Consider the following 22,320-nt stretch of genomic DNA (forward strand, 5'->3'; position numbering starts at 1 on the left):
CGCGTTTCCTCTCAACTAGCCTCTGCAAAAACTCTGCATCTTGTCAACTACTTTTACTGGACTGGCGCTCTAGGGGGATGATATCATGTCCGGTTAAAAACTTATCATTAAGACGGCAGGGGAGCAGGGGGCAGGGGGCAGGGAGAAAGAGGGTTTCCTGGTTTTTGCACAGATGCGGGAATTATAACTAATTAGGCGGACATGATATGAAGCTAATATTTAATATTTCTCAAACACGCTTTTAGGCTTCCGCAATATAAATTGAAGAAAAGTTCAATCAACATTTCCGTTTTATCGATTGAAATTATCTCTAAAAATATTCATAATTTCCTTAAAATTACAAAATAAGAAACGGTATATAGCAGTTGCCAATTTGAGGATTTTTGAAAAGTACTCTTGTCGGTATCAAAAGTTTTAGATCCCTCTAAATTTTCCTTAATAAAGGAGACTTTAATTCCGCATCCTGCGTTTTAAGGGAGGTTATGGAGGATCTCAACCTGCCTAAAATCAAAGTAAAACACTTTTCAAATAAATTATTACATGACGTACATTCTACCCTCAATAATATATATTCTACGAAAATAAAAAACACTATATGCTATTTTATTATGGTTAGTTCATTTAGTCATCAGCGACAAAACATTAATTTATTTTTAATCATATTTCTATTAATAAATTATTTAATGATGAGCAAAGCAGATGCAGAGACTGAAAAAAAGAGAGATTTGCTAAACAGTAACAAAACTTCTGATACAATTCCAGAAAAAATACTTATAAATAATTCAGCTAAATATTATCAAGAGAATTTAAATAATATAAAAATTACACAAAATCTAGCTCTAGAACCAATCAGGGTTTTCCCTAACACCAATGAAATAAACGTTCCTGAACCACTGAATCCACTAAAAAAACCAGACTCAGATTATGATAAACCTGATATTCCTATTCAGCAGAATATAACGCCAATTTTGCTAAAAAAAGATTTGGAATTACTTATATTAAATGCTCTTAATAATAGCGCCCTTAAATATCCTTGGATAATTGATCCTAGAGATAATTTCAGTTTTTATTCCTCGACCTTTAATCCTCTTGAAGATACAAAATATATTAATTTTTCAATTAAATTTTCATCAGAAGACCCTATATTTGACCGATTTAGTTTTGCAAATTTTCCCAAACAAGACCAACTTTATTGGATATTATCAGGTAATCGGGTTGTAGTAGAAACTAAAGGATGGCAGAGTGGAGTCGTATACCAGGGAGAATCAAGAGATAATGTAACCAGACAAACAATTAGATTAACTCAGAAACTTTGGGGTATGCAAGCAGTTTTTTCTCTTCCTCAAGGTGTTCAAGAACTAGCAGAAGAAATTGGCATCAACCAATTTACTGTCGAATCAATTGCGGCGGAAGTAACTAATCCAGTAGGTGTTCCTGCTGCTCCTATTATTATTAATACAAATAGTTCAAATACTTCCACAGCTTTTCTTGTTCCAAATGCCATATCATTTACTACAGAAAAAGACCCTTTAATTTTACAAAGTTTTCCTACGAGCGATTTACAACCATTATTAGGAGAAGTAAGACTTAATCGCGGCTCAGTAATTTCTCAAGAGACTTTAAAAAAAGCAGGTTTTCTTTGGGGAAATCCTTTGACTGGTCAAAGCACTCAATTTCAACCTTTAATAACATCTAATCCAGGTATTAAGGTTGGTAATAGAGAAAAATTTAGTAATTTAGATTTATTTGATATTTTACTAAATCCGTCTATTACTAGAAACCAACGCAGTTTATCTTACTTGAATTCTTTATATTGGGTTTCCTTAAGTGGACAACAAAATAATCTAGGAATTATAAATACAAATCAAAAGTATGACTGGCATAAATTCTATTTTAGCCTTCCTCATAATCGGACGCTATTAAAATATGACTTTTTAGAACCTAAAGCAACCTATACTAATATTTCTAGCAATCCTGGTATTTCTCTATCTTTGTCGTTCTCTGAAAAAAAAATAGATGAATTACAAACTGCCAACGCTACATTAGGAATGTTAATAGGAGGTATTTTTGAGTTAATTAATTTCCCGCATCTAGAACAAAGTTTACAAGAAGCTAGAGAGAGATTCTCTAGGCAAGAAAATTTTGCAACTCTAGACTCAAAAACTACACCAGAACAAAGAAGAAAAATTAATCAAGTACTTAATAGAACGTTATTTTTGAGTAATATTACTAGTGGTTTAGAACAAGTTTCTGGAAAATTGACTTTTCCCAGTATAATTACACCGAATAGTTCTAGTATGTTACAAATGCGTACTGGTAATCATCAGCGAGCAGTTCAATTCATAGATGGAAAGCGTACTTGGACAGAGGGTAAAACTTTCATTTCTAAAGCCGAAGTTTCTAATAACAGTTTTGGTCGTTTAACATCTGTTGCTGTACCTGTTCCCTCACAAAAAACACCCAACCGCTCATCAGCTGCACAGGTGACTTTAACTGCTCCTAATGGTCAGCAGTATGTTCAAAATTGGAGTTCAGCTGATAATAAATATTTTCCCATTAACATTCGTTCGTTTGATATCGCTTTTGACCGCATCGAATTAAGTCAAGATGGTCAACTCAATACTTATTTGCAAGCTTTTGATGGATATTTATCTTTACCTACCATAGAAGTCTTATGGGCTGGTTCTTCTCAAAAATGGAATTACAGTATTGGTTCGGGTGTCTGGTTTAATCTAAATGCAGACAGTGCATTTAATATTGCAAATAATTTTGGTGTCTTAGAGCCAACACTAGGTATTTATACTAAAGGAACATTGAATTATATCAACACTCATATAGAAGTTGATACAAAGGGACAACCCCAAGCTATTACTAACCACATTCCATCTTTGCAATTTTATTGGAATAGCGCAGCAAATTCCCAAAATCCTGCTTACTTAAATTTGAGCTACTTTTTTTCTCACCAAAATAGAAACTTAAACTATTCTCTATCCACAGCATTTATACTTGTAGACGACAATAAATATAGTCTCACGCCACTAGCATTTTTGCAGGGAAAATTGGTATTAAATACAGGTTTAGAATTTAGAACTTCTTTAGAAATAAGAGATGATTTTTTTTATACCTTAGAAGGTATAAAAAAAATAAATTATAATTGGTATTTTGGAGCTTATATACAAAATTTTAGAAATATTGATAGAGGTATAAAAAATCGAGTTTATGATTTCTCTTACGGCTTAGTAATTCAGCGTAATACCCCTGGTAATAATGCTTTTTGGGAGTCTCGTATTGGTATGAGTGGAGATATATTTGAAGCTAAATTTCAAGGAGGTTTGAGATTTTGATATCTGAGAATATTCTTTGGTTTTGTTTCTGTATAAAATATAGTAAAACACTTGATTAAAGCTAATTCACAATCCCTTCCCTCAGAGGGAAGGGGTTTATTTTTATGTTAAAATAAAACTGAATTATTCTAAACCATCATTACCAACAGCAGCTCTAACAAGAGATGTAAATTCATCCAGCGTCAGATTACCGGAATTTAGTCTTTCAACTATAGCACCCCTGATAGAACCGCCACCTGAATAATATGACAGTGCTGCTAGTCCGCCAGTATGAAGTGTGATGCTCGGTAGTGCCACATGAGTAATCGGATCTATATATGAAGATCCTGTCACTAGATAACTACCGTTAAATCCTGGAAAAAATGTACCAGAAGGAGCAACTATTTGAGCGGCAATGGTGGACAAATAACCACCGGGGGTAACATATACTGATGCACCTGCAAAGGAACCAGGATCTCCTGATGAAAATTGGTCGATCGCTCTTTCTATTAAAACTTGTGCTGATGCTGGAGTTGATGCCAAGCTTAAGTAGGCAATGAAACCTGCTAGAGATAGACTAGCTTTCAATAAAAAGCCAGCAGAATAGGAAAGTAAATTCATGTTAGGATATCCTATGTTTTTAGAAGTTGAGCTTTATTCGCTGGATATTGTATATGCAACTTATAAGAACTGGATGGCAATATATTTAAGCAACTATCAACTAATCATAAATATACGTGATAAAACATTTTTTGTATGTCAATAGAAGCGATTAATCGGACATTAAAGTGTCATCTAAGTAGACATAAAATCATTAGTAATCTTTATTTGGTGTTTTCTATGGGTAAATTTATTACTATGGAATTAACTAAATTATTTTTTTCATTACAGCAGATTGTAACTTCGTGAGGATTATCGTAAGGGCAAACGACTGTTCATTTACCTGAAAACCGCTGTATATTACTAAACGCTGAAATTATAAACATAACTAGATTGTGTTCTAGAGATTGAAGATGCGAAAACACTAGCTCTCAAATGAGTGCATCGAAAATAAAGGCAAAGTCAAGTAATATTTTAGATAGACAAAATACCAGCAATTATATCTCAAACTTTAACTGTTTTTTGTGTTTTATAAAGGAGAAAACCGACTTATTTCAGAGGTCGGTGTTATGAAATTTTTGATTTTCGTCAGCCAGTTACTTATCCTATATGTATGAGCATTTATTTAGACTCAAATCAAGAGATTATGCCTAATTATTTATTAGCAATTTATTGATTTATTAAAAATAACTTGGAAATATAATAAGTAGTTTGAACAAAGCATTATTCAATGTCTAATCTCCGTGAAAATAGAGGAGTAATATTAATGGCTAACATCACAATCGATAGCCTATATCTTACGGGTTATGATTTTTTTTGTGCTTGTGAGAGTTTTCTTGATGAACTAGTTCACCAGGAAATGTCATTTATCGAGGGGGGTTACTTTGGTAATATTTATAGATATAATTCCTTTTCTGGTGGCAGCTTCTCAGGACATAGTGGGTTTTATAATTCCTTTTCTGGCGGCTTCTACGGCTACGGTGGTTACCACAATCAATCCTGGTGTTAATTGTTAGTTAATAGGTAGTTGGTGCAAGCTGATCAAAGACACTACGGTTTAATACCCCGAGCAAATCGTAGATTTGGTGGGTGGTCTAGCCTTCTCTGCGAGAGGCTGCGCCAACGGGTTCTCCGTTCGCGTAGCGTCTCGTAGAGAAGGAGTACAATCAGTCGCGTGTCTGAATCCCCGACTGATAGCGAAGCGTTAGCGAGTCATCGAGCGTCTTGATTCTGACTTCTAAATTCTTCTTCAACAATAGTCTCTAACAGCTTAGAACTGTAATGTCTCTTTAACCGAAACGTCCACTGATATAGTCCTCAGCTTCTTTGGTTTGAGGAGAACTGAACATTTGCACTGTCGGACTGAACTCGACTAATTTTCCCCGACGTTTGCCATACTCGTCAATTTCTGTATTGAAGAAGGCGGTGAAATCTGCGACTCTGGAAGCTTGCTGCATGTTGTGAGTCACCATGATGATGGTGTATTGTTGCTTGAGTTCTAAACAGAGTTCTTCTACTTGACGGCTAGAAATGGGGTCGAGAGCAGAGCATGGTTCATCCATTAATAATACATCTGGCTTCATGGCGATCGCTCTAGCAATGCAAAGCCGTTGTTGTTGTCCGCCAGATAACGCTGTACCCTTCTGTTTGAGTTTATCCTTAACTTCATCCCAGATGGCGGCGCGTCTGAGGGAATCTTCTACCAATTCGTCAATATTACCTTTATAACCGTTAGAGCGGGGACCAAAAGCAATATTTTCGTATAGAACCCATTTGACATCTAAGAAGGTGCTGCAAGCCTCTTAATCATTAGCCTGATGAAGCAGATATTGAGTTTGGCAGTGGCACTAACCAGGGTTCGTTCAAAGTTCTTAACCAGAATTTTACAGCGCTCCATCCAAGCATTGGAGCGTTCGATCACCCATCTAGCTATTGCCGGAACAAATCCAGATTTTCCTTGTGCCGCTTTCTCTTGTTTTGAGGGTTTCGTAGAAAGTTGAAACTGAATTTTGGTCATGATCTCTGGGTAAATTCGCTCTAACTCCTGAGTCAAATATTCTGGGTGATACCCATGATCTAGCAGGATAGTAATCTTGGGAATATCGATAGGTTTTGACTTGAAGTAGTCGATGTTGAGAGTAAACATCTCAATTAATCCGGCATCATCCGAGACATTGGCGCGAGTACAGAGCGTAAAAAAGGGAAACCCAAGGGTGTCAATAGCCAAATGCCTTTTAATACCGTTGGTGGCTTTGTAGAAGCAAAAACCTTTCGACTCCACACTGGCGTTGCAGGTATTTTTCACTGCTTGGGAGTCAATGATGATCAATGTCGTCCAGTGCGGTTTTTTTTTTACCTGTTCACGCACTTGTCCATGTAAGACACTCATCAGTTCCTCAAATACCCCGGCTGCTCGCCACTGTTTGTAGTGCCAATATACAGTGGAATAAGGGGGGAGGTCTTTAGGTAAGTCTTGCCAATTGCATCCATTTTTTAGTTGATAGAGAATTCCATTGAAGATATCTCGCTTTGGCCAGTTGGTCGGTCGAGTCTGCTTCTTAGTCGGTAATATCTCTTGCAATAAGGGTTCAAAAATTTCCCATTCTGCATCAGTGAGGTTGCTGGAATACGCCATTAGTATTGGATTTTAGATGCTGAGGAGTACCTTAATTCAAAACCTCACAAGATGTCAAATGGGTTCTATATTGTCTTAGGAAAAGGATTTGGTCTTTGAAAAACCATTCCGACTTGGCGTCGTAATTTTACAGAATTTATCTTCGGATCGTAAATATTGCGATCGCGGTAATTCAACCTCCCCTCTACCTTGGCTCCAGGGATTAAATCATTCATCCGATTGAAGCAACGCAATAGAGTACTTTTACCACATCCCGAAGGCCCAATAAAAGCAATAATTTGTTTTTCGGGAATCTTCAAGTAAACATCTATAAGTGCCAAAAATCCACCATAGTATACTTTTACTCCTTCAGCATTAAATACCGGATTTGCTTGTTCTATTGTGGCACTATCTTGTTGACTTCTACTATTGCTATAAGTCATTTTTTCTGTCTCCAAATTTGCGTAAAAGTTATCCAAGCCTTATTAATTCTGAATTCTGAATTCTGACTCCTGAATTCATAATTCTTCCCAATTACCTAACTTATTGAAAAGCGCTGCCTGATATAAATTGCTAGACCATTTAAAACTAAAATCAAAAGTAACAATGCAATAATTGTGGCTGCTGCTGCACTAGCAAAACCTGGTTCTGGACGAGTGATATAGCTGTAAATTTGAATGGGTAATGCCATAAATCTCTGAAACAAACCAGGGTCAAAGGTGAGAAAACCCACAGCACCTACAACAATTAGAGACGCTGCATCACCAATTGCACGGGATACAGAAATAATCACCCCAGTCAAAATACCGGGAATAGCATAAGGTATGACATGATTGCTAATCGTTCGCCATTTGGTAACACCTAATCCATAAGAAGCATTTCTGAGGGAATCTGGAACCGCGCGAATTGCTTCTCTAGCTGTGACAATAATTACTGGTAAAGACAACAAAGATAAAGTCAATGCACCAGAAATCAAAGCTGGGCCAAACCCAAGCAAATAATTGAAAACTCCTAAACCCAGCAATCCGTAGACAATAGAAGGCACACCCGCTAGATTACTGATATTAATCTCAATAATCGCTGTCCACCAAACTTTAGGTGCATACTCTTCTAGATATAAAGCTGCTCCCACACCAATGGGTACAGTGACTAAAATAACAATGACCCCTAGAAGGACACTACTAACAATAGCAGGACGAATGCCGCCTTGGTCAGGAAAACGAGAAGGTGTTTCCGTGAGAAAGCCAGGTGACAAAAATCTCACTAGTCCGTCTTGGAAAATATCAAACAGTAGCAATGCCAGGATAAATAAACCAATTAGTAATCCTAACAAAAAAAGTACTTCAAATACTTTTCCTAAAGTCTCTCTTTGATCGACATTATCAGCAAATTCTGTTTCTGAATTCAAAGAATCATCTCGTTGATAACTTGTAGCCATGTCTATTACTCGTACTTTTCTTTAAAGCGATTAGCGATCCAATAACTAACAATATTCAAAGTTAGGGTAATTAAAAACAAAACAGCGCCTACAGCATATAATGTCTTGAAATTAAGACTACCGCGTGGACTATCACCACCAGAAATTTGCGCCATGTAAGCGGTCATTGTTTCTATTGATTCTGCAAAGTTAATAGTTAGTTTCGGTTGCAGTCCCGCAGCAATTAACACAGTCATTGTTTCGCCAACAGCGCGAGAAATGCCCAAAATAATCGAGGCTATAATTCCAGAAAGTGCGGCTGGGAGGACTACTTTAAAAATGGTTTCTAGTTTAGTGATACCTATAGCATAAGCTCCTTCTCGCAAAGAACGTGGAACTGCTCGAATAGCATCTAAGCTGATAGAACCAACTGTAGGAGTAATCATTACCCCCATCATTAATCCAGCACTCAAGGCGTTGAAAATTTCTAGAGGGATAATATTCCGCAGTAATGGTGTAACAAATAACAATGCAAAGTAACCATAGACTACTGTTGGTACTCCTGCTAAAAGTTCCACTGCGGGACGTAAAACTGCTGCTACTTTGGGTTGAGCATATTCACTCAAATAAATGGCAGAAGATAACCCTAAAGGAATAGCAACTGCCATAGCGATCGCAGTAGTCAAGAAAGTACCATTAATTAAAGGCCAAATGCCAAAATGTCTCTCTGCAAATAGAGGTGTCCATTTAGTATCTAGAAAGAATTGGGCAAACGAAACTTCTTGAAAAAAACCGAATGTTTCCTGAAATATAATTACGACAATACCAAAGGTAGTCAAAACAGAAACTAAAGCACAACAAAATAAAATCACTGCAACAATTTTTTCGGAAATATCTTCAGATACATTCTTATCCAGTGACTCCCTGAAGCGTTGATCAAAATCGTCTTGAGAATTGGTATTTTGCATAAACAATTAATTATTCAGTACAATCAGACTACAATGACTGGAACTCTCTTTATATGAAGTTTGTGATTGGTTCACCTGGTTTGGCTTTTTTGAATTTTGTCCCCGTTTCACCAGTAGCGAATTTTTGTTTTACCTTAACGTAAGCCTCATCGGGTAAAGCCACATAACCAACACTATCTACCCACTTCCAAGAATTTTCTAGATAAAAATCTACAAATTCTTTGACTGCTGGTTTCGTATCTAAAGATTTTTTACTTACATAGATAAACAAAGGACGAGACAAAGGTGTGTAGATATTTTTGATCACGTTATCTACCGGGACCGGTTTTTGACATTTTCCTAAAGGACTTTCTACAGCAACTAAATTGAGCTTTTCTTGGTTTTGAATGTAGTAAGATATCCCTACATAACCCAACGAAAATTCATCTCCTGACACTCCTTGCACTAGTAAATTTTGATTGTGACTGGGAGTGTAATCTGTACGACCATTCTTAGCTTTGCCAGTAACAGCTTGAGTCAAATAATCGAATGTTCCAGTATCAGACGCTGGAGCATATAGTTTGAGTTTTTCATTAGGAAATTTCGGATTTACTTGATTCCAATTCAATATTTTGCCATCTGATTTAGCACTCCAAATCTTGTCTAATTCCTTGATAGTTAGACATTTAGCGAAGTTATTTTTACGATTGGCAATCACAGCAATTCCATCTAAAGCTATAGGTAATTCAACAAACTCAATATTCTTACTTTGACATTTCTTGATTTCTTCATCTCTAATGGTACGAGAAGCACCAGCTATATCAATATCACCATTACAAAATTTACTGAAACCTCCACCAGTACCACTTGAGGCCACACTAACTTTAGCTTCAGGCTTGCTTCTGCCATATTCTTCTGCAACTGCTAAAGAAACAGGAAAACCTACAGCTGCACCATCAATACTTACCTGACTTTTCAATTCCTGTCCACTGCTACAAGCACTAATGCTACTAGCAACAAGCATTAAAGACGTTAACAAGAAGCTATTTTTAAATCCGCTATGAAAGCTCATAAATTATCAATTAAGGTAAAGTGACACCAAATTTCTGATACTTTTTATCTACTTGTATTTAGAGGATGTTTGAAAAATCAAAATATCTACTCAAAACCTTTGGCAATACCTATGAAGAGAGGCTTTGAAACCCCCATTTGTAGGTAAGGGGGTTAGGTTATGAGGCTTTTGACGTTTCATACAATACTTTTAAAACATCCTCAAAACTTATGCTTTTTTGCCAGCTTGAACTTTGTCAAAAATCGCCCCATCCACAAAAAACTTTTTCTCGATATTATCCCAACCACCTAAATCTTGAGATGTGAATAAAGTGTCAATTTTGGGATATTCTGATAATACTTCTTGGGCAACGGTGGGGTTAACAGGACGATATTGTAATTTAGCGAATTCTCGTTGAGCTTCTGCCGAATAAAGGTAGTCAACAAATGCTTGTGCAACTTTTCTTGTCCCGTGCTTATCAATGTTTTTATCAACTAAGGCGACAGGGTTATCAATAGAAATATTGATTTTTGGTACGACATAAGGCAGTTTTGTTCCAGTTTTTTCTGCCAAAATTACTTCATTTTCGTAGGTAATTAAGACATCTCCCTGACCTTTTTGGAAAAATAAATCGCTAGCTTCACGAGCATCTTTTGTCAGTGAAGGGGTGTTTTGATAGACTTTGGTGACATAATCTAACGCTGTTGTCTCGTCACCTCCTGCTTGAGTCACTGAACCCCACAAACCTAAGAATTCCCAAATAGCAATACCAGAAGTTTTTGGATTAGCCGCAATCAATGTGATGCCATCTTTTGCTAAGTCTTGCCAAGTATAGATACCTTTAGGATTACCTTCGCGGGTTACGATAGTAGCAACGGATCTGCTAACGATACCATTTCTGGGAGATTTGATTTCCCAACCTGATTTAATTAAACCTGCTTGCTGAATTTTATTTACATCCAGGGGAAGTGCCAAATGTACTATGTCTGCTTCTTGTGAACCGGCAATGACAGCAGCCGCTTGAGCGCCAGAACCCCCATAACTTTGCTCAAATGTGACGTTTTGGTTGTGTTCTTGCTTCCATTTTTCCACAAATTTAGGAATTATCTGATCGTGAGCTGCTTTAGTAACGGAAAAGGAAACAATTCTCAGCTTTACATCAGCTTTGGTAGCTGAGCTGCTTTCCGAACAGGAGGCAACTAACATACTTAAAACAGCGCCTATTAGCAACAGACTTACGAAGCTTTGGATAGTACGTCCATTGAACCAACTTCTGATTCGGCGTTGGTACGAAAATTGCATAGCATCCAAAGTTTTATTGGCATAAATCTGCATTACCTGAGTTAGGTATTTACCTACTTGTGTCCGTTGTTGCGACTCGCTCATCAGAATTCACCCCTAAATCTACGGTATTTCTAGTTAGATACCGTAATTATGAGAATTATAGAGTATATAGAACAATAATTTTCATCTAGCTTGAAATTTTTTTACTACAGCTATTTTCAGGTAGATGACGATACTACAATAGTCTGATGTTGCTTTTAATGTTATAAATAATACATTTTATTTCAATCTAGCATCCAAAAAAATAGCCTTTGAGGTTATATTTAAGTATTTATTCGGTTATTTATTTTTGACTAAGTAGTTATTCTTTTAATAAGACAGAGTATTGATTTGGTAAATACTGCCTCACCTCGTTTCTTATTCACAATAGGTTCCTATTCCAGCAGATATTGCTCAAAGTAATACTCATTTTTTTGTCAATCTTTGTATTAAGAATAAATTCCCAAGCTCAGAGAAATTAAAGGCTAGTGATGAATCATAACAACAACGATAAAATATCTCAGGAAAAAGAATTTTTAATTAAAACATTTCTGCAAGAATCAAATGGCAACTGGTGTTCTCAGCGACGGTACTATGCACTGCCAAATGGCAAAATTAAGGAAATAACAAAAACAGTTACTATGCGCTTTCTAGATCGAGGAAGCCCTGAATTAACCGACCTAGCAAAACTGCATGAATTGGATGAAACTGCCGAACTGACTTGTGGTTCCTACGTCGAATGGAACACAGTAGATGCAGAAACAGGTGAGCAAGGTTCTAAGCGTTGGACGGTATTAGGCAGTTTGGGAACAACTATGTATTTTGGTCGCAATTTTCCTGTACCTAAGTTAGTAGTAGCTGAATACTACTTTCGAGATGCCAACACAATATACTTATGGACAGAAGAAAATGGCGCTCTTTTTGAGGAAGAATTAAAAATGATTGGTAAGAAATATCGCACCCGGCAAACTGTCATTTCCCGTGGTGGTGAACAGCAAATGATTGCTCAGTATTTGGAAAATATTATTAAATAAATTATACTAATTGGAATTTTATACTTGAGATTTTAGATTGTCAAAAAATTATCTTTAACTCTTTTGAGTACTTCATCTGTAACATTCCTTGTTCAAATTGGTTTTATTAATTAAAAATGCCAGAAAACAGGAAAAGAATAGTGTTAAAGTAGACTCGGCGATCGCCAAAATAATTTATCTCCAATTAACCTAATCATTACATCTAATCGGTACAGTCAACTCCCAATAATTTGTAGCTTGTTTCATATTCATTGATAAAAGCTTGGGATCTCCCAAATCCAAAACATCTTCAGGAGTAGTTGGAGTAATTCCCAAGCATTTGATAATTTCTGTACCAATTGCTCTTGCTAATGGTGGCGGAACTGCATTCCCTACCTGTCTTGCACCATGCCATTTAGTAATATGAAAACGAAACCAATCGGGAAACCCATGTAATCGTGCCATTTCCCGTACCGTAATGCAGCGAGGCTGACTATAATGAATGGGTCTTGGAGAAGTATGTGCGCCATGAGCAGCATCAGTTCCTGCTCTTAAAGTGTTGGCTATACCATTTTCTGCAAGTTTAAAAAAATGAGAAATAGGTTCTTTCTTTCCTTGTTCTGTAACTTGAAATCTAGCCCGTGAAATCTGCGAATGATTAGTTCTCATGCTAGAAGTCAAAATAGAGGGATTCCAATTTCTTTTATAGCCAAAATGCCAAGTTTTATCATCTAAACATCTCATTTCTCGTGCATAATTGCTGGGATTGCTCCATTTTTCTGTTTCTACGCAATCACTAGATAATAACTCCTCAAATTCTTCTGCTTCTGGTAAATCTCCAAGGGCATCCCAACAAGAAGGAGTAGGAGGTAAAATAGGATTGGCTAACGTCCCACAAGTTGATTTACTAGATTGGGTAGGATACTTAGGCAAAACAAAACCTTTCTTTGCACCAATGATAAATAATCTTTCTCGCCTTTGTGGTACCCCATAATCAGCAGCATTCAAAACTTTCCACGGTAAACGGATTTTATAGCCATTTTTTTTGAAAGTTTTGATTAGCTCAGACAAAAAACATTTATGTTTCCCAACTGTTAAGCCTTTAACATTTTCAAAAACAAAATAAGAAGGTTCTAATTCTAAGACAATTCTGATAAAATCTTTGACCAAAAAATTTCTGGGATCGTCTAATGCTCGACGACCGATATAGGAGTAACCTTGACACGGTGAACCAGAAATTATAGTTTCGATATTTTGGTTGCCAATTCCAGTTCTTTCCCGAATCTCTTTCCCCGATAATTCAGTTATCGAACAAGGTAATACCACACAATGTGGGAAATTAAACTTATGAACAACTGCATGAACTGGATCGATTTCAACAGCAGCTTTCACATCAAAACCAGCTTGTTCAAATCCTAAACTTAGCCCTCCTGCGCCGGCAAATAAATCTATTACTATTGGTCTTTTTAGCTGCTCTTTCATTTTTTTGTCGATGAGCTTTCTGGGCATTGGAAAGTGCTGAGTGCTGTTAGCGGTAGCGGGGCGTTTAGCCTGTGCTGAGTTAAGAGTTAAGAGTTAGGAGTATATTATTCTCCCCTCCGCCCCTTTGCTCCCTCATCCCCCTCATCTCCCCTACTCCCCACTCCCCACTCCCTACTCCCCACTCCAGGGCAACATTCCCAAAATTTCTTGAGCAGCCCGATCGCACACGCCAATTTCTCCCAAACACCGCCGCATCTCTTGATAATCTGCCAAAGTTTGCTGCCTGCGACTGGGATTGACTAGCAATTCCATCGCTGCTTGAATAATATTTTCTGGTGTGGCTTGCTCTTGTAAAAATTCTGGCACAATTGGCTTCATCACTACCAAATTAGGTGGCGATGCAAAAGTTATAGAACCTTTGAGGAATTTACGACCTAACCAAACAGTTATGGGATTTAGGCGATAAACTACAACTTGCGGCACGTTTAACAAGGCAAGTTCTAAGTTGACGGTACCAGATTTGCTAATGGCTAAATCAGCAGCAGCAAAAACTTCCTTTTGTTGAGCTGATAAAACTGTAGCCCGCAAACCGTAACGCTTAATTGCCTCCTCGATTGGCTGTCTGTAGATTTCCAGAGACAGGGGAATCCAAAAATGAACTTCAGGTAATTTAGCTTGAATAGTTTGGGCAGCTTGAAAAATTATTGGTAAAAGATATTTTAATTCTTGGCGGCGAGAGGCGGGAAGTAGAGCGATCGCAATTTGTTCTGGTGCAATCCCCAGTGTTGCACGCGCTGCTTGGCGACTGGGAGCGTCTTGCATCCGGTCAACTAAAGGATGCCCTACCCAACTAACTTCTGCCCCTTGCTGGCGATAGTAACGAGCTTCTTCTGGAAAAATTGCTAATAGTTTGTCTGTGAAACCAACAAGTCGGTTAGTGTTACGCAAATTCAATGACCAAGCCCACTCCTGGGGAGCAATGTAATATACCACGGGTACGTGTGGTAAATTTTGTTGCATAAAAGTGCCAATCCCCAGATTTGGACCTATGTAGTCAATCAAAACTACCAAATCTGGTGGATTTTGTTTTAGGGAAGCGATCGCCCGTCGTTGCACCTGGAGAGTGGGCAAAACATAAGGCAATCCTTCCAGAATACCCATTGAGCCGATACTACTAGTATTGCCCAGCAGAGTTGCCCCAGCCTCCAGCATTTTTTCGCCACCCAGCGCCAAAATCTCTAATTCCAACCCCATCGCCACAGCTTGACGCTTGAGCGCTGTAATTAGCAGCGACCCTTGCAAATCGCCAGATACTTCGCCAGTGCTGATAAATATCCGCATTTGATAATTCAAGTTAGGAGTTAAGAGTTAAAAGTGAGGAGTTAAAAGTGAGGAGTTAGAAGTCAAAAAATTTAATTTATCAACTCATAACTCCTAACTTTTGTACAGACGCGATTAATCGCGTCTCTACCTAATGTACAGACGCGATTAATCGCGTCTCTACCTAATGTACAGACGCGATTAATCGCGTCTGTATCTAACTCACGATTCATCACTTGCGCCTTTTTTCGCCTTCCCAGGAATCAAGCCACGCCTTCCTGGCATCTGAGAAAGTAGCAGGAAGCGCCTCAAATGCTGCAACTCTTCAGTATCCCCTAACAATTCCAGTTGTTCCAAGGCATCCTTAAACGACAAATCAGAGCGGTAGAGAATGCGGAAGGCTTTTTTCAGCATTTGTAAATCTGCTGCGTCCATACCAGACCGTTTGAGTCCCACAAGGTTGAGAGTCCGCACCCGCGCCGGATTTCCCTCCACTAGCATATATGGGGCTACATCCCGATCAATACGTGCCATACCGCCCACCATTGCCTGTCTACCAATATGCACAAATTGGTGGACACCTAAGACCCCACTCAGCCTGGCGCGTGACTCTATATGCACATGACCTGCCAACGCCACAGAGTTGGCAATCACTACCTGGTCTTCAATCACGCAGTTATGAGCTATGTGGACATAAGCCATCAACAGGTTACCATCACCAATCACTGTTGCTTCACCAGCACCAGTAGCGCGGTTAATGGTCACGTACTCACGAATCAAGTTGTTATCACCAATTTTGACCCAGGTTGGTTCTCCCACAAACTTGAGATCCTGGGGTTCCATGCCGATGGCTGCCCCTGTAAAAATCTGATTTCCCGCCCCAATTTCACAAGGCCCTTCTAGCACCACATGAGCGCCAATAATTGTTTCAGGACCGACTTTGACATGCGCTCCAATCACAGCATAGGCACCGACTTGCACTGTATGGTGGAGTTCCGATTTGGGATGAACTACAGCAGTTGGATGAATAAGCGTTTTCAAGGGTGAATCTCCAGAACTGTCTTAATAAAGCCAGCGCGAATGGGGGTTTTTTGGGCAGCGCCTTGCTCCGGTTAACAGAGTTGTAGGGACTGCCGTTCCATTGAGGCGACTGGTGTTGCTGAGTGTGAGTGTTTCAGTGAGCGAAAGTGTCGGGCAAAGCAAGTTAAGTGTGTTGGCGTAGCGTCTCGTCAGAGAGGGCGCCGAAAATCAAGAAATTATAAGATGCTGTTGTGGATTTTTTTTTTAACTGTTATCCTTAGTCGGGATTCAGTAGGGCAATTCACGGCTATGCCCATACCACGAAAGCAAACTTTTAGTTAACTAAAGAAAACATCAATTCGCCTTCACAAGCGAGTTGACCGTCAACTTCGGCAATACCTTGCATCTTACCGAAACGACGTTGTTTTACCCATAACAGTTCCACCGTCATTACTAGTTGATCTCCCGGTATGACTTGCCGACGAAAGCGGACTTTATCGATACCAGCGAAAACGAACAGTCCACCTTCAGCCTGAGGCATTTGAGTTAAGACAATGCCTCCGACTTGTGCCATTGCTTCGACAATTAGCACTCCTGGCATCAGTGGCCGTCCAGGAAAATGACCTTGGAAACAGGGTTCGTTAACTGTGACATTTTTAATGCCAACAGCTTTTTTACTTGGGATGTAGTCAATGATTTTGTCTATAAGTAAAAATGGGTAGCGGTGGGGTAGCAGTTGCTGAATTTCTTCAGATGTGAAAGTTGTTTTAATCTCAGATGTGATTGTAGTCTCATTTGTGCCCTGTTGTTCGGTAGATACAGGTGTGGTGCGATCGCTGCTATTCACTTGAGTAAGAATTGACATTAGCCGTGTAGTTGATTTTTAACCTGGTAATTGAGTAGGCGTACATTGAAACCCTTATGAATCTAGGATTTTCAGCTTTCAGATCCAATCCCAAATCTAAAATCCCAAATCTAAAATTTTCTTAGCCAGTTGAATGTGTAAATTGTGGCTGGCTTTATACGCTAAGAAATGAGCAACAGGAAAATTTCCTAGTAAACTTAAATCTCCTACTAAATCCAAGATTTTATGACGGACTGGCTCATTTGCAAATCTTAATGGTGGATTTACCCACCCTTCGGGGCCACAAACCAGTGCATTATCCAAACTACCACCTTTAATTAACCCTGTTTTTTGTAAATGTTCAATTTGATGGAGTAACCCAAAAGTACGAGCAGGAGCAATTTCCCCAGCAAAGCTAGCAGAAGCATCTCCTAATTCAGCCGTTGGTGACCAACTATGCCATTGGTTACCAATGGCGTCAAGGTCAAAGTCGATACCGTAACTAAAGCGGGTTTCGGGTGCTGGGAGGGCACAGACAAAGGCATCTTCTTGATAAACCCATATTGGTTCTTTAACAATTAAGGGTTCCTGGTTATCAATTGGTTGTGATACCAAGCCAACTTCGGCAATATTAGCTGTCCACACCTTTGCCGAACCATCCAAAAGTGGTACTTCTGGACCATCAATTTCAATGCGGGCGTTATCCACACCCATACATGAAAGCGCTGCTAACAAATGTTCTACTGTGCGAACATATACCTCACCCTTCCCCAGTTGAGTTGAGAGAACAGTATGATTAACCGCTGCAACTTGGGCTGGAATTATTGGCATATCCGGTAAATCTACCCTGACAAAGTAGCGTCCACTACTAGGCTCAGTTGGTAGTATCCGCACTTCTGTAGTCACACCGCTATGCAATCCCACTCCAGTCTGGGTGATTGGGGCTGCTAGAGTGTGCTGTTGCATAAGCGAAAACTCAATATATTTCGTTTAGTATCGTTCATAGTCTGTTTTGGTAAAACCCCTGATATTTGCTCATAAATGTCATTTATCTCTTTATCGGAACAGTATTGAGGCAAACGTCAAAATTAGCAAGCTAATCCCAAAAGAGAATTGTCATTTGTCAGTTGTCCTTTGTTATTGACCAATGACCAATGCCCAATGACAAATTAAAACCTTTCGCCAATACCGAAATTAATCCGGCTATCACCGTCATCGTTGATACCGTAGTCAATGCGAATTGGCCCCAAGGGAGACTGGACGCGAACGCCGAGGCCATAACCGTAGCCAGTGCCGTTTTTCTCCAGTAGATCAGCCGCTGGGGTAGTAGTTCCCAAGTCACTACCGATATCAAAAAATAGTGCGCCGCTAACTACTGAAAAAACTGGAAACCGATACTCAACTGATGCTTGCACATAACTGCGTCCACTGCTTAATGCTCCTTCTTCGTAACCCCGAACCGAGTTGCTACCGCCAATGGTAAAGGCTTCGTAGGGGGGCAAGTCACCAAGGACAGTTCCTGCTTGCAGATTAAATGCTAGGGTTTGTGCCCCTTTGCTAAGACGAATTAATTGGACGGGGATATATTGACTGTAGCTACCACGTAATCTGGTAAGTAAAATATTACCTTCTCCTATGGGTACTGACTGATCGATCCCGAAGCGGAGATAAGAACCGCTAGTGGGTTGGAGGGGATTATTACGAAGATCCCGCTGTGCCCCCAGTTGTAATAGTAATAAATCGTCTTGACCTGTACCAGACTCAGTTAATTGAGTGGTGATTAGCTGTCCGGCCTGATTAAGAATGGGATTTCCATCGTCATCGAATAGTGCCGCCTCTGTTCTCCGGTTGCCATCAGCATCTTCACTGGTAACTCGTTGATACTGTAAACCTGCTGAGGCAGTCCAAACTGAACTTTTGTAGGGATTGGAGGATAGGGGACGCGTAAAAGTGACACCGCCACCCAGACGGACAATACGGGGGCGATCCTGAGCATCTGTATCATTTATGCGATCATCCGGGTTAAACGTCCTAATCTCCCGATCTTGGCCATCAAAAACCAACGAAATGGAACTGCGGCGAAAAAGATTAGTTGTGTAGGAAGTCCGGTAAGGATCTCCGGCAATCCAGGGGTCGGTAAACCGCAGGTCAAACAGCAGTTCCCTTTCTCCCACCTGTACTTCTGCTCCCAGTTTTTGGTTTCTGCCATTCAGGTTTTGCTGTTGATAGCTGACTGTACCAAAAAGTCCGCTAGCAGAACTAATCCCTGCCCCAGCGGCAATAGAACCGCTGCTACGTTCAGCCACATTCACTACTACATCCACCTTGCTGGGGTCAGTACCAGGGTCAAGGGAGACATTCACATCCTCAAACAGTCCTAGCCCATACACGCGTTGTAGATCTCTTTGGACTGTGTTGCGGTTGAATACCTGTCCTGGCTTTAATTCTACTTCCCGTGTAATGATGTATTCTTGCGTGCGTCCCCGAATTGGTTGTCCTTTCTCGTCTGTTTCCTGACCGTCTTTATTGCGGAACCGGACTCGAATGTTTTCCACTACCCCTTCTGCTACTTGTAGGGTAACAACTCCGTTTTCAGAGACTTGGGGCGCTCCAATGACGTTGGCTAGTACGTAACCTTGGTCTTGATAGCGCTTGTTTAACTGCTTGATTCCTTCCTGCAAGTCACGCAGGTTTAAAATTTTACCATACTGCTCACGAAATACTTCATCTACAGTGCTGGGTGGTAGTACCGAGGCAACGCCAGTTCCAGGATTAGCTTGCACTTCTACTTTACTTAAAACTGGGTTGGGCTGTACAACAAAGCTCACCCGTACTCCCAGGGGGGTGTCTTCTGGGGTTGCTTGGACATTCGAGAAGAAGCCAGTACCAAAGATGGCGTTAATATCTTCTTGCAGTTGGCTACGGGTTGTGGTTCGTCCTGGTTGGGTACGAATGACTCTGTAAACTTGTTCTTCCAATTCTGGGGATAGTTGCCCAGTCTGGGATCTAATCAGTACTTCCGATACCAGTACGCGGGGATCGGTAGCTTCTGGGGCTGCGCCGGGTTGTGTATTTTCCGGAGTAGTTCCTGGGGCTGGGGCTGGGGCTGGTGTTCGTTGTTGACTATCTGGCAGGGGAATGTCGGGAGTGGAAGATGGTTGTTGAGTATCTTCGGGAGTTGTGGGTAATACAGGTTCTGTTGCAGGGGGATCGACATTCTCTGGGACTGGAGTAGTCTCAGGTGTTGGCAAAGGCGTTGGTTGCTGAATATCTGGGGGTGGAATGTCTGGAGCAGGAGATGGCTGTTGAGCAAGATTGCCATTACTTAGGGTTTGTGCCGCTGTTGGTGTTGTGGAGGTTGGCACTATTACCTCTGGTGTGGCGATCGCTTTTGTTTTTTTGCCAGGGAAAACTGCCACAACACGAGACTGGAGATGTTCAGCCTCTGCAACCTCTGTGGCATTGGGTCGAGATTCTAGACTATTACCAGAGTTAGCCTGACCAGTATCTTTTTCTGGCTGCTGATTTGTTTCTAGTGTCAAAACTTCTGTTGTCTGTTTTGAACTGTTGGCGGTTTGTGCATTTGCACTCGGTGAGCCGCCCAAAGGCACTGCAATTGCTACTGCTGTCAGCAATACTGGATATAAACGCATTTTACTTATGATTCCTCTTCACAACCACACACACACCATCACAAATTAGTCTTTGGGCATTGGGCATTGGGCACTTGTACTGAGCTAAGCCGTTGGCGCAGCCTCTCGTAGAGAAGTATTGGGCATTGGTTCTTCACAAAGGACAAATGACAAATGACAATCCACACGAGTTTAATAGATTTTTCCCAATTTTTTAATTATTATTCTCTACTGCTTTTAGCACTCGCTGTAAAACCTCCTGGTAAGCACCCTCTACATTTCCTAAGTCCCTGCGAAAGCGGTCTTTGTCCATTACCCGACGGTTTGAGTCTTGTTCTGCGGTATCCCACAAACGGCAGGTGTCGGGGCTAATTTCATCTGCCAAGAGCAACTGCTGTTGTGAGTCCAAACCAAATTCTAGTTTGAAGTCTACTAGGGTAATGCCGCACCGCTGCCAAAAGCCACTGAGAAACTCGTTGATTTGCAATGCTAGATGTGTAATTGCGTCCACTTGTTCCGGCGTGGCTAGTTCTAGCAGGTACAGGCGATCGCGTGTCAACAAAGGATCTCCTAATTCGTCGTTTTTGTAATAAAACTCAACCAAAGGCTGTTTCAGAATTGTACCCACTGGCAACCCTGTTTGCTGAGACAGACTGCCAGCAGCAATATTTCTAATCACTACTTCTAAAGGCAAAATCTTGACTGCTCTCACCCGCATCTGATTCGGGGCAGGGCTGTCGATAAAGTGAGTCTTTATACCATTTGCCTCCAACTGTTTAAAAAGCTGGCTCGAAATGCTACAATTAATTTCTCCTTTTCCTTGAATACTGCCACGCTTTTGGGCGTTAAACGCCGTGGCATCATCCTTGAAATCAGCTAACAAGACTTCCGGATCGTCCGTTGCATAGAGAATTTTAGCTTTGCCTTCGTATAGTTTGGAATTAACAGACATGGTGGCAGATAAAGTTTTAGGCGATGGACAATTTTTGTCCTTTGAGGCTTCACCATTTTATCTTTAGTTATTAGCCATTAGCCATTGGGGACTGGAGATTGGGGACTGGAGATTGGGGACTGGGGATTGGGGACTGGGAATTAGTACTCTGCCTTGGCAGCTTTGGGGAGTTTAAAAGCACCAAAGATGCGCTTAGAGCGAAACTTAGATTTTGGATTGAATGAAAAATCTAAAATCTAAAATTGAATCACTCCCCACTCCCTGGACTGAATCCTGGTCTATAAACGTGAAAATAGTTGTAAGAGTCTGGCTTTTGGGTCAATGGTTAGCAACCAGGAGCGGATTACTAAAGATTCAGAACTTGATCTCTAACTTTTAACAGAAGACAATTATATTTAGTAGATATTAAGTTTTTGATGTGTAATTTATTGATTTAGAGTTTACTTGTAATTATTTTTGCAAAGAAAATTTTTAAAAAGAGTATATATTAATACTTGCCAGACAAGGGTTTTTAGTGAAATTAATTACAATCCGAATTTCATAAATTAACATGATATAAATTAATAATTGGGAGGAAAATTAAATATTCTTAGGACTTACGTAAAAGTACACGCTGTAGGGGCAATTCATGAATTGCCCCTACGTGAAAATAAGGGTTTCGGCTATTGTTTGCGTAAGTCCTGATTCTCTCTAGTCACTTTAGCAGGGACTTTGTTTGTAAAGTTTACGTTGAAAGTATTTCAAGCTTTATCCTCTAGCTTCAATATCTGAATAGATCAACT

At 39.9% G+C, this 22,320-nt stretch carries 17 protein-coding genes and 2 pseudogenes; 3 read left to right on the plus strand and 16 right to left on the minus strand.

Features of this window, described 5'->3' with window-relative positions; translation table 11 throughout:
• Positions 1 to 683 precede the first annotated feature (683 nt).
• Entirely contained in the window at positions 684 to 3,344 is a 2,661-nt protein-coding gene (locus IQ276_RS32525) for a hypothetical protein (protein ID WP_235116166.1), read from the plus strand.
• 123 nt (positions 3,345 to 3,467) lie between these two features.
• Here IQ276_RS32525 and IQ276_RS32530 read toward each other — a convergent pair whose 3' ends face one another.
• A complete protein-coding gene (locus IQ276_RS32530; RefSeq protein WP_193921953.1) occupies positions 3,468 to 3,944 on the minus strand; it encodes a hypothetical protein in 477 nt (158 codons plus the stop codon).
• Positions 3,945 to 4,689: 745 nt separating this feature from the next.
• Between IQ276_RS32530 and IQ276_RS32535 the strand changes: the two genes are divergently transcribed.
• Positions 4,690 to 4,932, plus strand: coding sequence for a hypothetical protein (locus IQ276_RS32535; protein ID WP_190879828.1), 243 nt, complete (start codon positions 4,690 to 4,692; stop codon positions 4,930 to 4,932).
• A 280-nt stretch (positions 4,933 to 5,212) separates the two neighbouring features.
• On the opposite strand, the pseudogene IQ276_RS32540 reads toward IQ276_RS32535, so the two are convergent.
• The 7 genes and pseudogenes from IQ276_RS32540 to IQ276_RS32570 form a co-directional block, all read right to left on the minus strand.
• Positions 5,213 to 5,689, minus strand: a pseudogene (locus IQ276_RS32540) (phosphate ABC transporter ATP-binding protein); the annotation flags it as partial.
• A 14-nt stretch (positions 5,690 to 5,703) separates the two neighbouring features.
• Positions 5,704 to 6,558, minus strand: a complete 855-nt coding sequence (locus tag IQ276_RS32545; RefSeq protein WP_235115308.1) for an IS5 family transposase — start codon at positions 6,556 to 6,558, stop codon at positions 5,704 to 5,706.
• 68 nt (positions 6,559 to 6,626) lie between these two features.
• Positions 6,627 to 6,980 (minus strand): annotated as a pseudogene (locus IQ276_RS32550) (phosphate ABC transporter ATP-binding protein); the annotation flags it as partial.
• A 95-nt stretch (positions 6,981 to 7,075) separates the two neighbouring features.
• The gene (gene pstA / locus IQ276_RS32555) at positions 7,076 to 7,975 is read right to left on the minus strand and encodes a phosphate ABC transporter permease PstA (RefSeq protein WP_193920547.1); all 900 of its coding nucleotides are present in this window, start codon (positions 7,973 to 7,975) and stop codon (positions 7,076 to 7,078) included.
• A 5-nt stretch (positions 7,976 to 7,980) separates the two neighbouring features.
• Positions 7,981 to 8,922, minus strand: a complete 942-nt coding sequence (pstC, locus tag IQ276_RS32560; protein ID WP_235116167.1) for a phosphate ABC transporter permease subunit PstC — start codon at positions 8,920 to 8,922, stop codon at positions 7,981 to 7,983.
• A 49-nt stretch (positions 8,923 to 8,971) separates the two neighbouring features.
• Positions 8,972 to 9,973, minus strand: coding sequence for a PstS family phosphate ABC transporter substrate-binding protein (locus IQ276_RS32565; RefSeq protein ID WP_193920546.1), 1,002 nt, complete (start codon positions 9,971 to 9,973; stop codon positions 8,972 to 8,974).
• 207 nt (positions 9,974 to 10,180) lie between these two features.
• Positions 10,181 to 11,338 carry a sulfate ABC transporter substrate-binding protein gene (locus tag IQ276_RS32570; protein ID WP_193920544.1) on the minus strand — a complete coding sequence of 386 codons (1,158 nt, stop codon included), beginning with the start codon at positions 11,336 to 11,338 and terminating at the stop codon, positions 10,181 to 10,183.
• Positions 11,339 to 11,766: 428 nt separating this feature from the next.
• On the opposite strand from IQ276_RS32570, the gene IQ276_RS32575 reads away from it, so the two are divergent.
• A complete protein-coding gene (locus tag IQ276_RS32575; protein ID WP_193920542.1) occupies positions 11,767 to 12,309 on the plus strand; it encodes a phycobiliprotein lyase in 543 nt (180 codons plus the stop codon).
• A 189-nt stretch (positions 12,310 to 12,498) separates the two neighbouring features.
• Here IQ276_RS32575 and IQ276_RS32580 read toward each other — a convergent pair whose 3' ends face one another.
• The 8 genes from IQ276_RS32580 to purC form a co-directional block, all read right to left on the minus strand.
• Entirely contained in the window at positions 12,499 to 13,770 is a 1,272-nt protein-coding gene (locus IQ276_RS32580; protein ID WP_193920548.1) for a DNA cytosine methyltransferase, read from the minus strand.
• 171 nt (positions 13,771 to 13,941) lie between these two features.
• Positions 13,942 to 15,111 (minus strand): lipid-A-disaccharide synthase, encoded by a 1,170-nt coding sequence (lpxB, locus tag IQ276_RS32585; protein WP_193920373.1) that lies wholly within the window; start codon positions 15,109 to 15,111, stop codon positions 13,942 to 13,944.
• Between the two features lie 71 nt (positions 15,112 to 15,182).
• A complete protein-coding gene (locus tag IQ276_RS32590) occupies positions 15,183 to 15,323 on the minus strand; it encodes a hypothetical protein (RefSeq protein WP_235116168.1) in 141 nt (46 codons plus the stop codon).
• Positions 15,313 to 16,131, minus strand: coding sequence for an acyl-ACP--UDP-N-acetylglucosamine O-acyltransferase (gene lpxA / locus IQ276_RS32595; RefSeq protein ID WP_190879846.1), 819 nt, complete (start codon positions 16,129 to 16,131; stop codon positions 15,313 to 15,315). The genes IQ276_RS32590 and lpxA overlap by 11 nt, the downstream gene beginning before the upstream one ends.
• 313 nt (positions 16,132 to 16,444) lie before the next feature.
• Positions 16,445 to 16,975 carry a 3-hydroxyacyl-ACP dehydratase FabZ gene (gene fabZ, locus IQ276_RS32600; protein WP_190879848.1) on the minus strand — a complete coding sequence of 177 codons (531 nt, stop codon included), beginning with the start codon at positions 16,973 to 16,975 and terminating at the stop codon, positions 16,445 to 16,447.
• Positions 16,976 to 17,071: 96 nt separating this feature from the next.
• Positions 17,072 to 17,920: a UDP-3-O-acyl-N-acetylglucosamine deacetylase gene (lpxC, locus tag IQ276_RS32605; RefSeq protein WP_193920371.1), complete on the minus strand. Its 849-nt coding sequence runs from the start codon at positions 17,918 to 17,920 to the stop codon at positions 17,072 to 17,074.
• A gap of 203 nt (positions 17,921 to 18,123) precedes the next feature.
• The gene (locus IQ276_RS32610) at positions 18,124 to 20,607 is read right to left on the minus strand and encodes a BamA/TamA family outer membrane protein (RefSeq protein WP_193920369.1); all 2,484 of its coding nucleotides are present in this window, start codon (positions 20,605 to 20,607) and stop codon (positions 18,124 to 18,126) included.
• Positions 20,608 to 20,800: 193 nt separating this feature from the next.
• Positions 20,801 to 21,538 (minus strand): phosphoribosylaminoimidazolesuccinocarboxamide synthase, encoded by a 738-nt coding sequence (gene purC / locus IQ276_RS32615; protein ID WP_193920367.1) that lies wholly within the window; start codon positions 21,536 to 21,538, stop codon positions 20,801 to 20,803.
• Positions 21,539 to 22,320: the final 782 nt, after the last annotated feature.

It is taken from the genome of Desmonostoc muscorum LEGE 12446 (genome assembly GCF_015207005.2).
Lineage (GTDB): Bacteria > Cyanobacteriota > Cyanobacteriia > Cyanobacteriales > Nostocaceae > Nostoc > Nostoc muscorum.

What these genes read in the sequence shown, in the direction of transcription:
- IQ276_RS32610 (WP_193920369.1), bottom strand. Translation starts at nt 20,607, where the DNA reads ATGCGTTTATATCCAGTATTGCTGACAGCAGTAGCAATTGCAGTGCCT.
- IQ276_RS32525 (WP_235116166.1), top strand. Translation starts at nt 684, where the DNA reads ATGATGAGCAAAGCAGATGCAGAGACTGAAAAAAAGAGAGATTTGCTA.
- IQ276_RS32590 (WP_235116168.1), bottom strand. Translation starts at nt 15,323, where the DNA reads ATGAATCGTGAGTTAGATACAGACGCGATTAATCGCGTCTGTACATTA.
- IQ276_RS32535 (WP_190879828.1), top strand. Translation starts at nt 4,690, where the DNA reads ATGGCTAACATCACAATCGATAGCCTATATCTTACGGGTTATGATTTT.
- IQ276_RS32570 (WP_193920544.1), bottom strand. Translation starts at nt 11,338, where the DNA reads ATGAGCGAGTCGCAACAACGGACACAAGTAGGTAAATACCTAACTCAG.
- IQ276_RS32580 (WP_193920548.1), bottom strand. Translation starts at nt 13,770, where the DNA reads ATGAAAGAGCAGCTAAAAAGACCAATAGTAATAGATTTATTTGCCGGC.
- lpxC (WP_193920371.1), bottom strand. Translation starts at nt 17,920, where the DNA reads ATGCAACAGCACACTCTAGCAGCCCCAATCACCCAGACTGGAGTGGGA.
- IQ276_RS32530 (WP_193921953.1), bottom strand. Translation starts at nt 3,944, where the DNA reads ATGAATTTACTTTCCTATTCTGCTGGCTTTTTATTGAAAGCTAGTCTA.
- IQ276_RS32575 (WP_193920542.1), top strand. Translation starts at nt 11,767, where the DNA reads ATGAATCATAACAACAACGATAAAATATCTCAGGAAAAAGAATTTTTA.
- IQ276_RS32545 (WP_235115308.1), bottom strand. Translation starts at nt 6,558, where the DNA reads ATGGCGTATTCCAGCAACCTCACTGATGCAGAATGGGAAATTTTTGAA.
- pstA (WP_193920547.1), bottom strand. Translation starts at nt 7,975, where the DNA reads ATGGCTACAAGTTATCAACGAGATGATTCTTTGAATTCAGAAACAGAA.
- IQ276_RS32565 (WP_193920546.1), bottom strand. Translation starts at nt 9,973, where the DNA reads ATGAGCTTTCATAGCGGATTTAAAAATAGCTTCTTGTTAACGTCTTTA.
- pstC (WP_235116167.1), bottom strand. Translation starts at nt 8,922, where the DNA reads ATGCAAAATACCAATTCTCAAGACGATTTTGATCAACGCTTCAGGGAG.
- fabZ (WP_190879848.1), bottom strand. Translation starts at nt 16,975, where the DNA reads ATGTCAATTCTTACTCAAGTGAATAGCAGCGATCGCACCACACCTGTA.
- purC (WP_193920367.1), bottom strand. Translation starts at nt 21,538, where the DNA reads ATGTCTGTTAATTCCAAACTATACGAAGGCAAAGCTAAAATTCTCTAT.
- lpxB (WP_193920373.1), bottom strand. Translation starts at nt 15,111, where the DNA reads ATGCGGATATTTATCAGCACTGGCGAAGTATCTGGCGATTTGCAAGGG.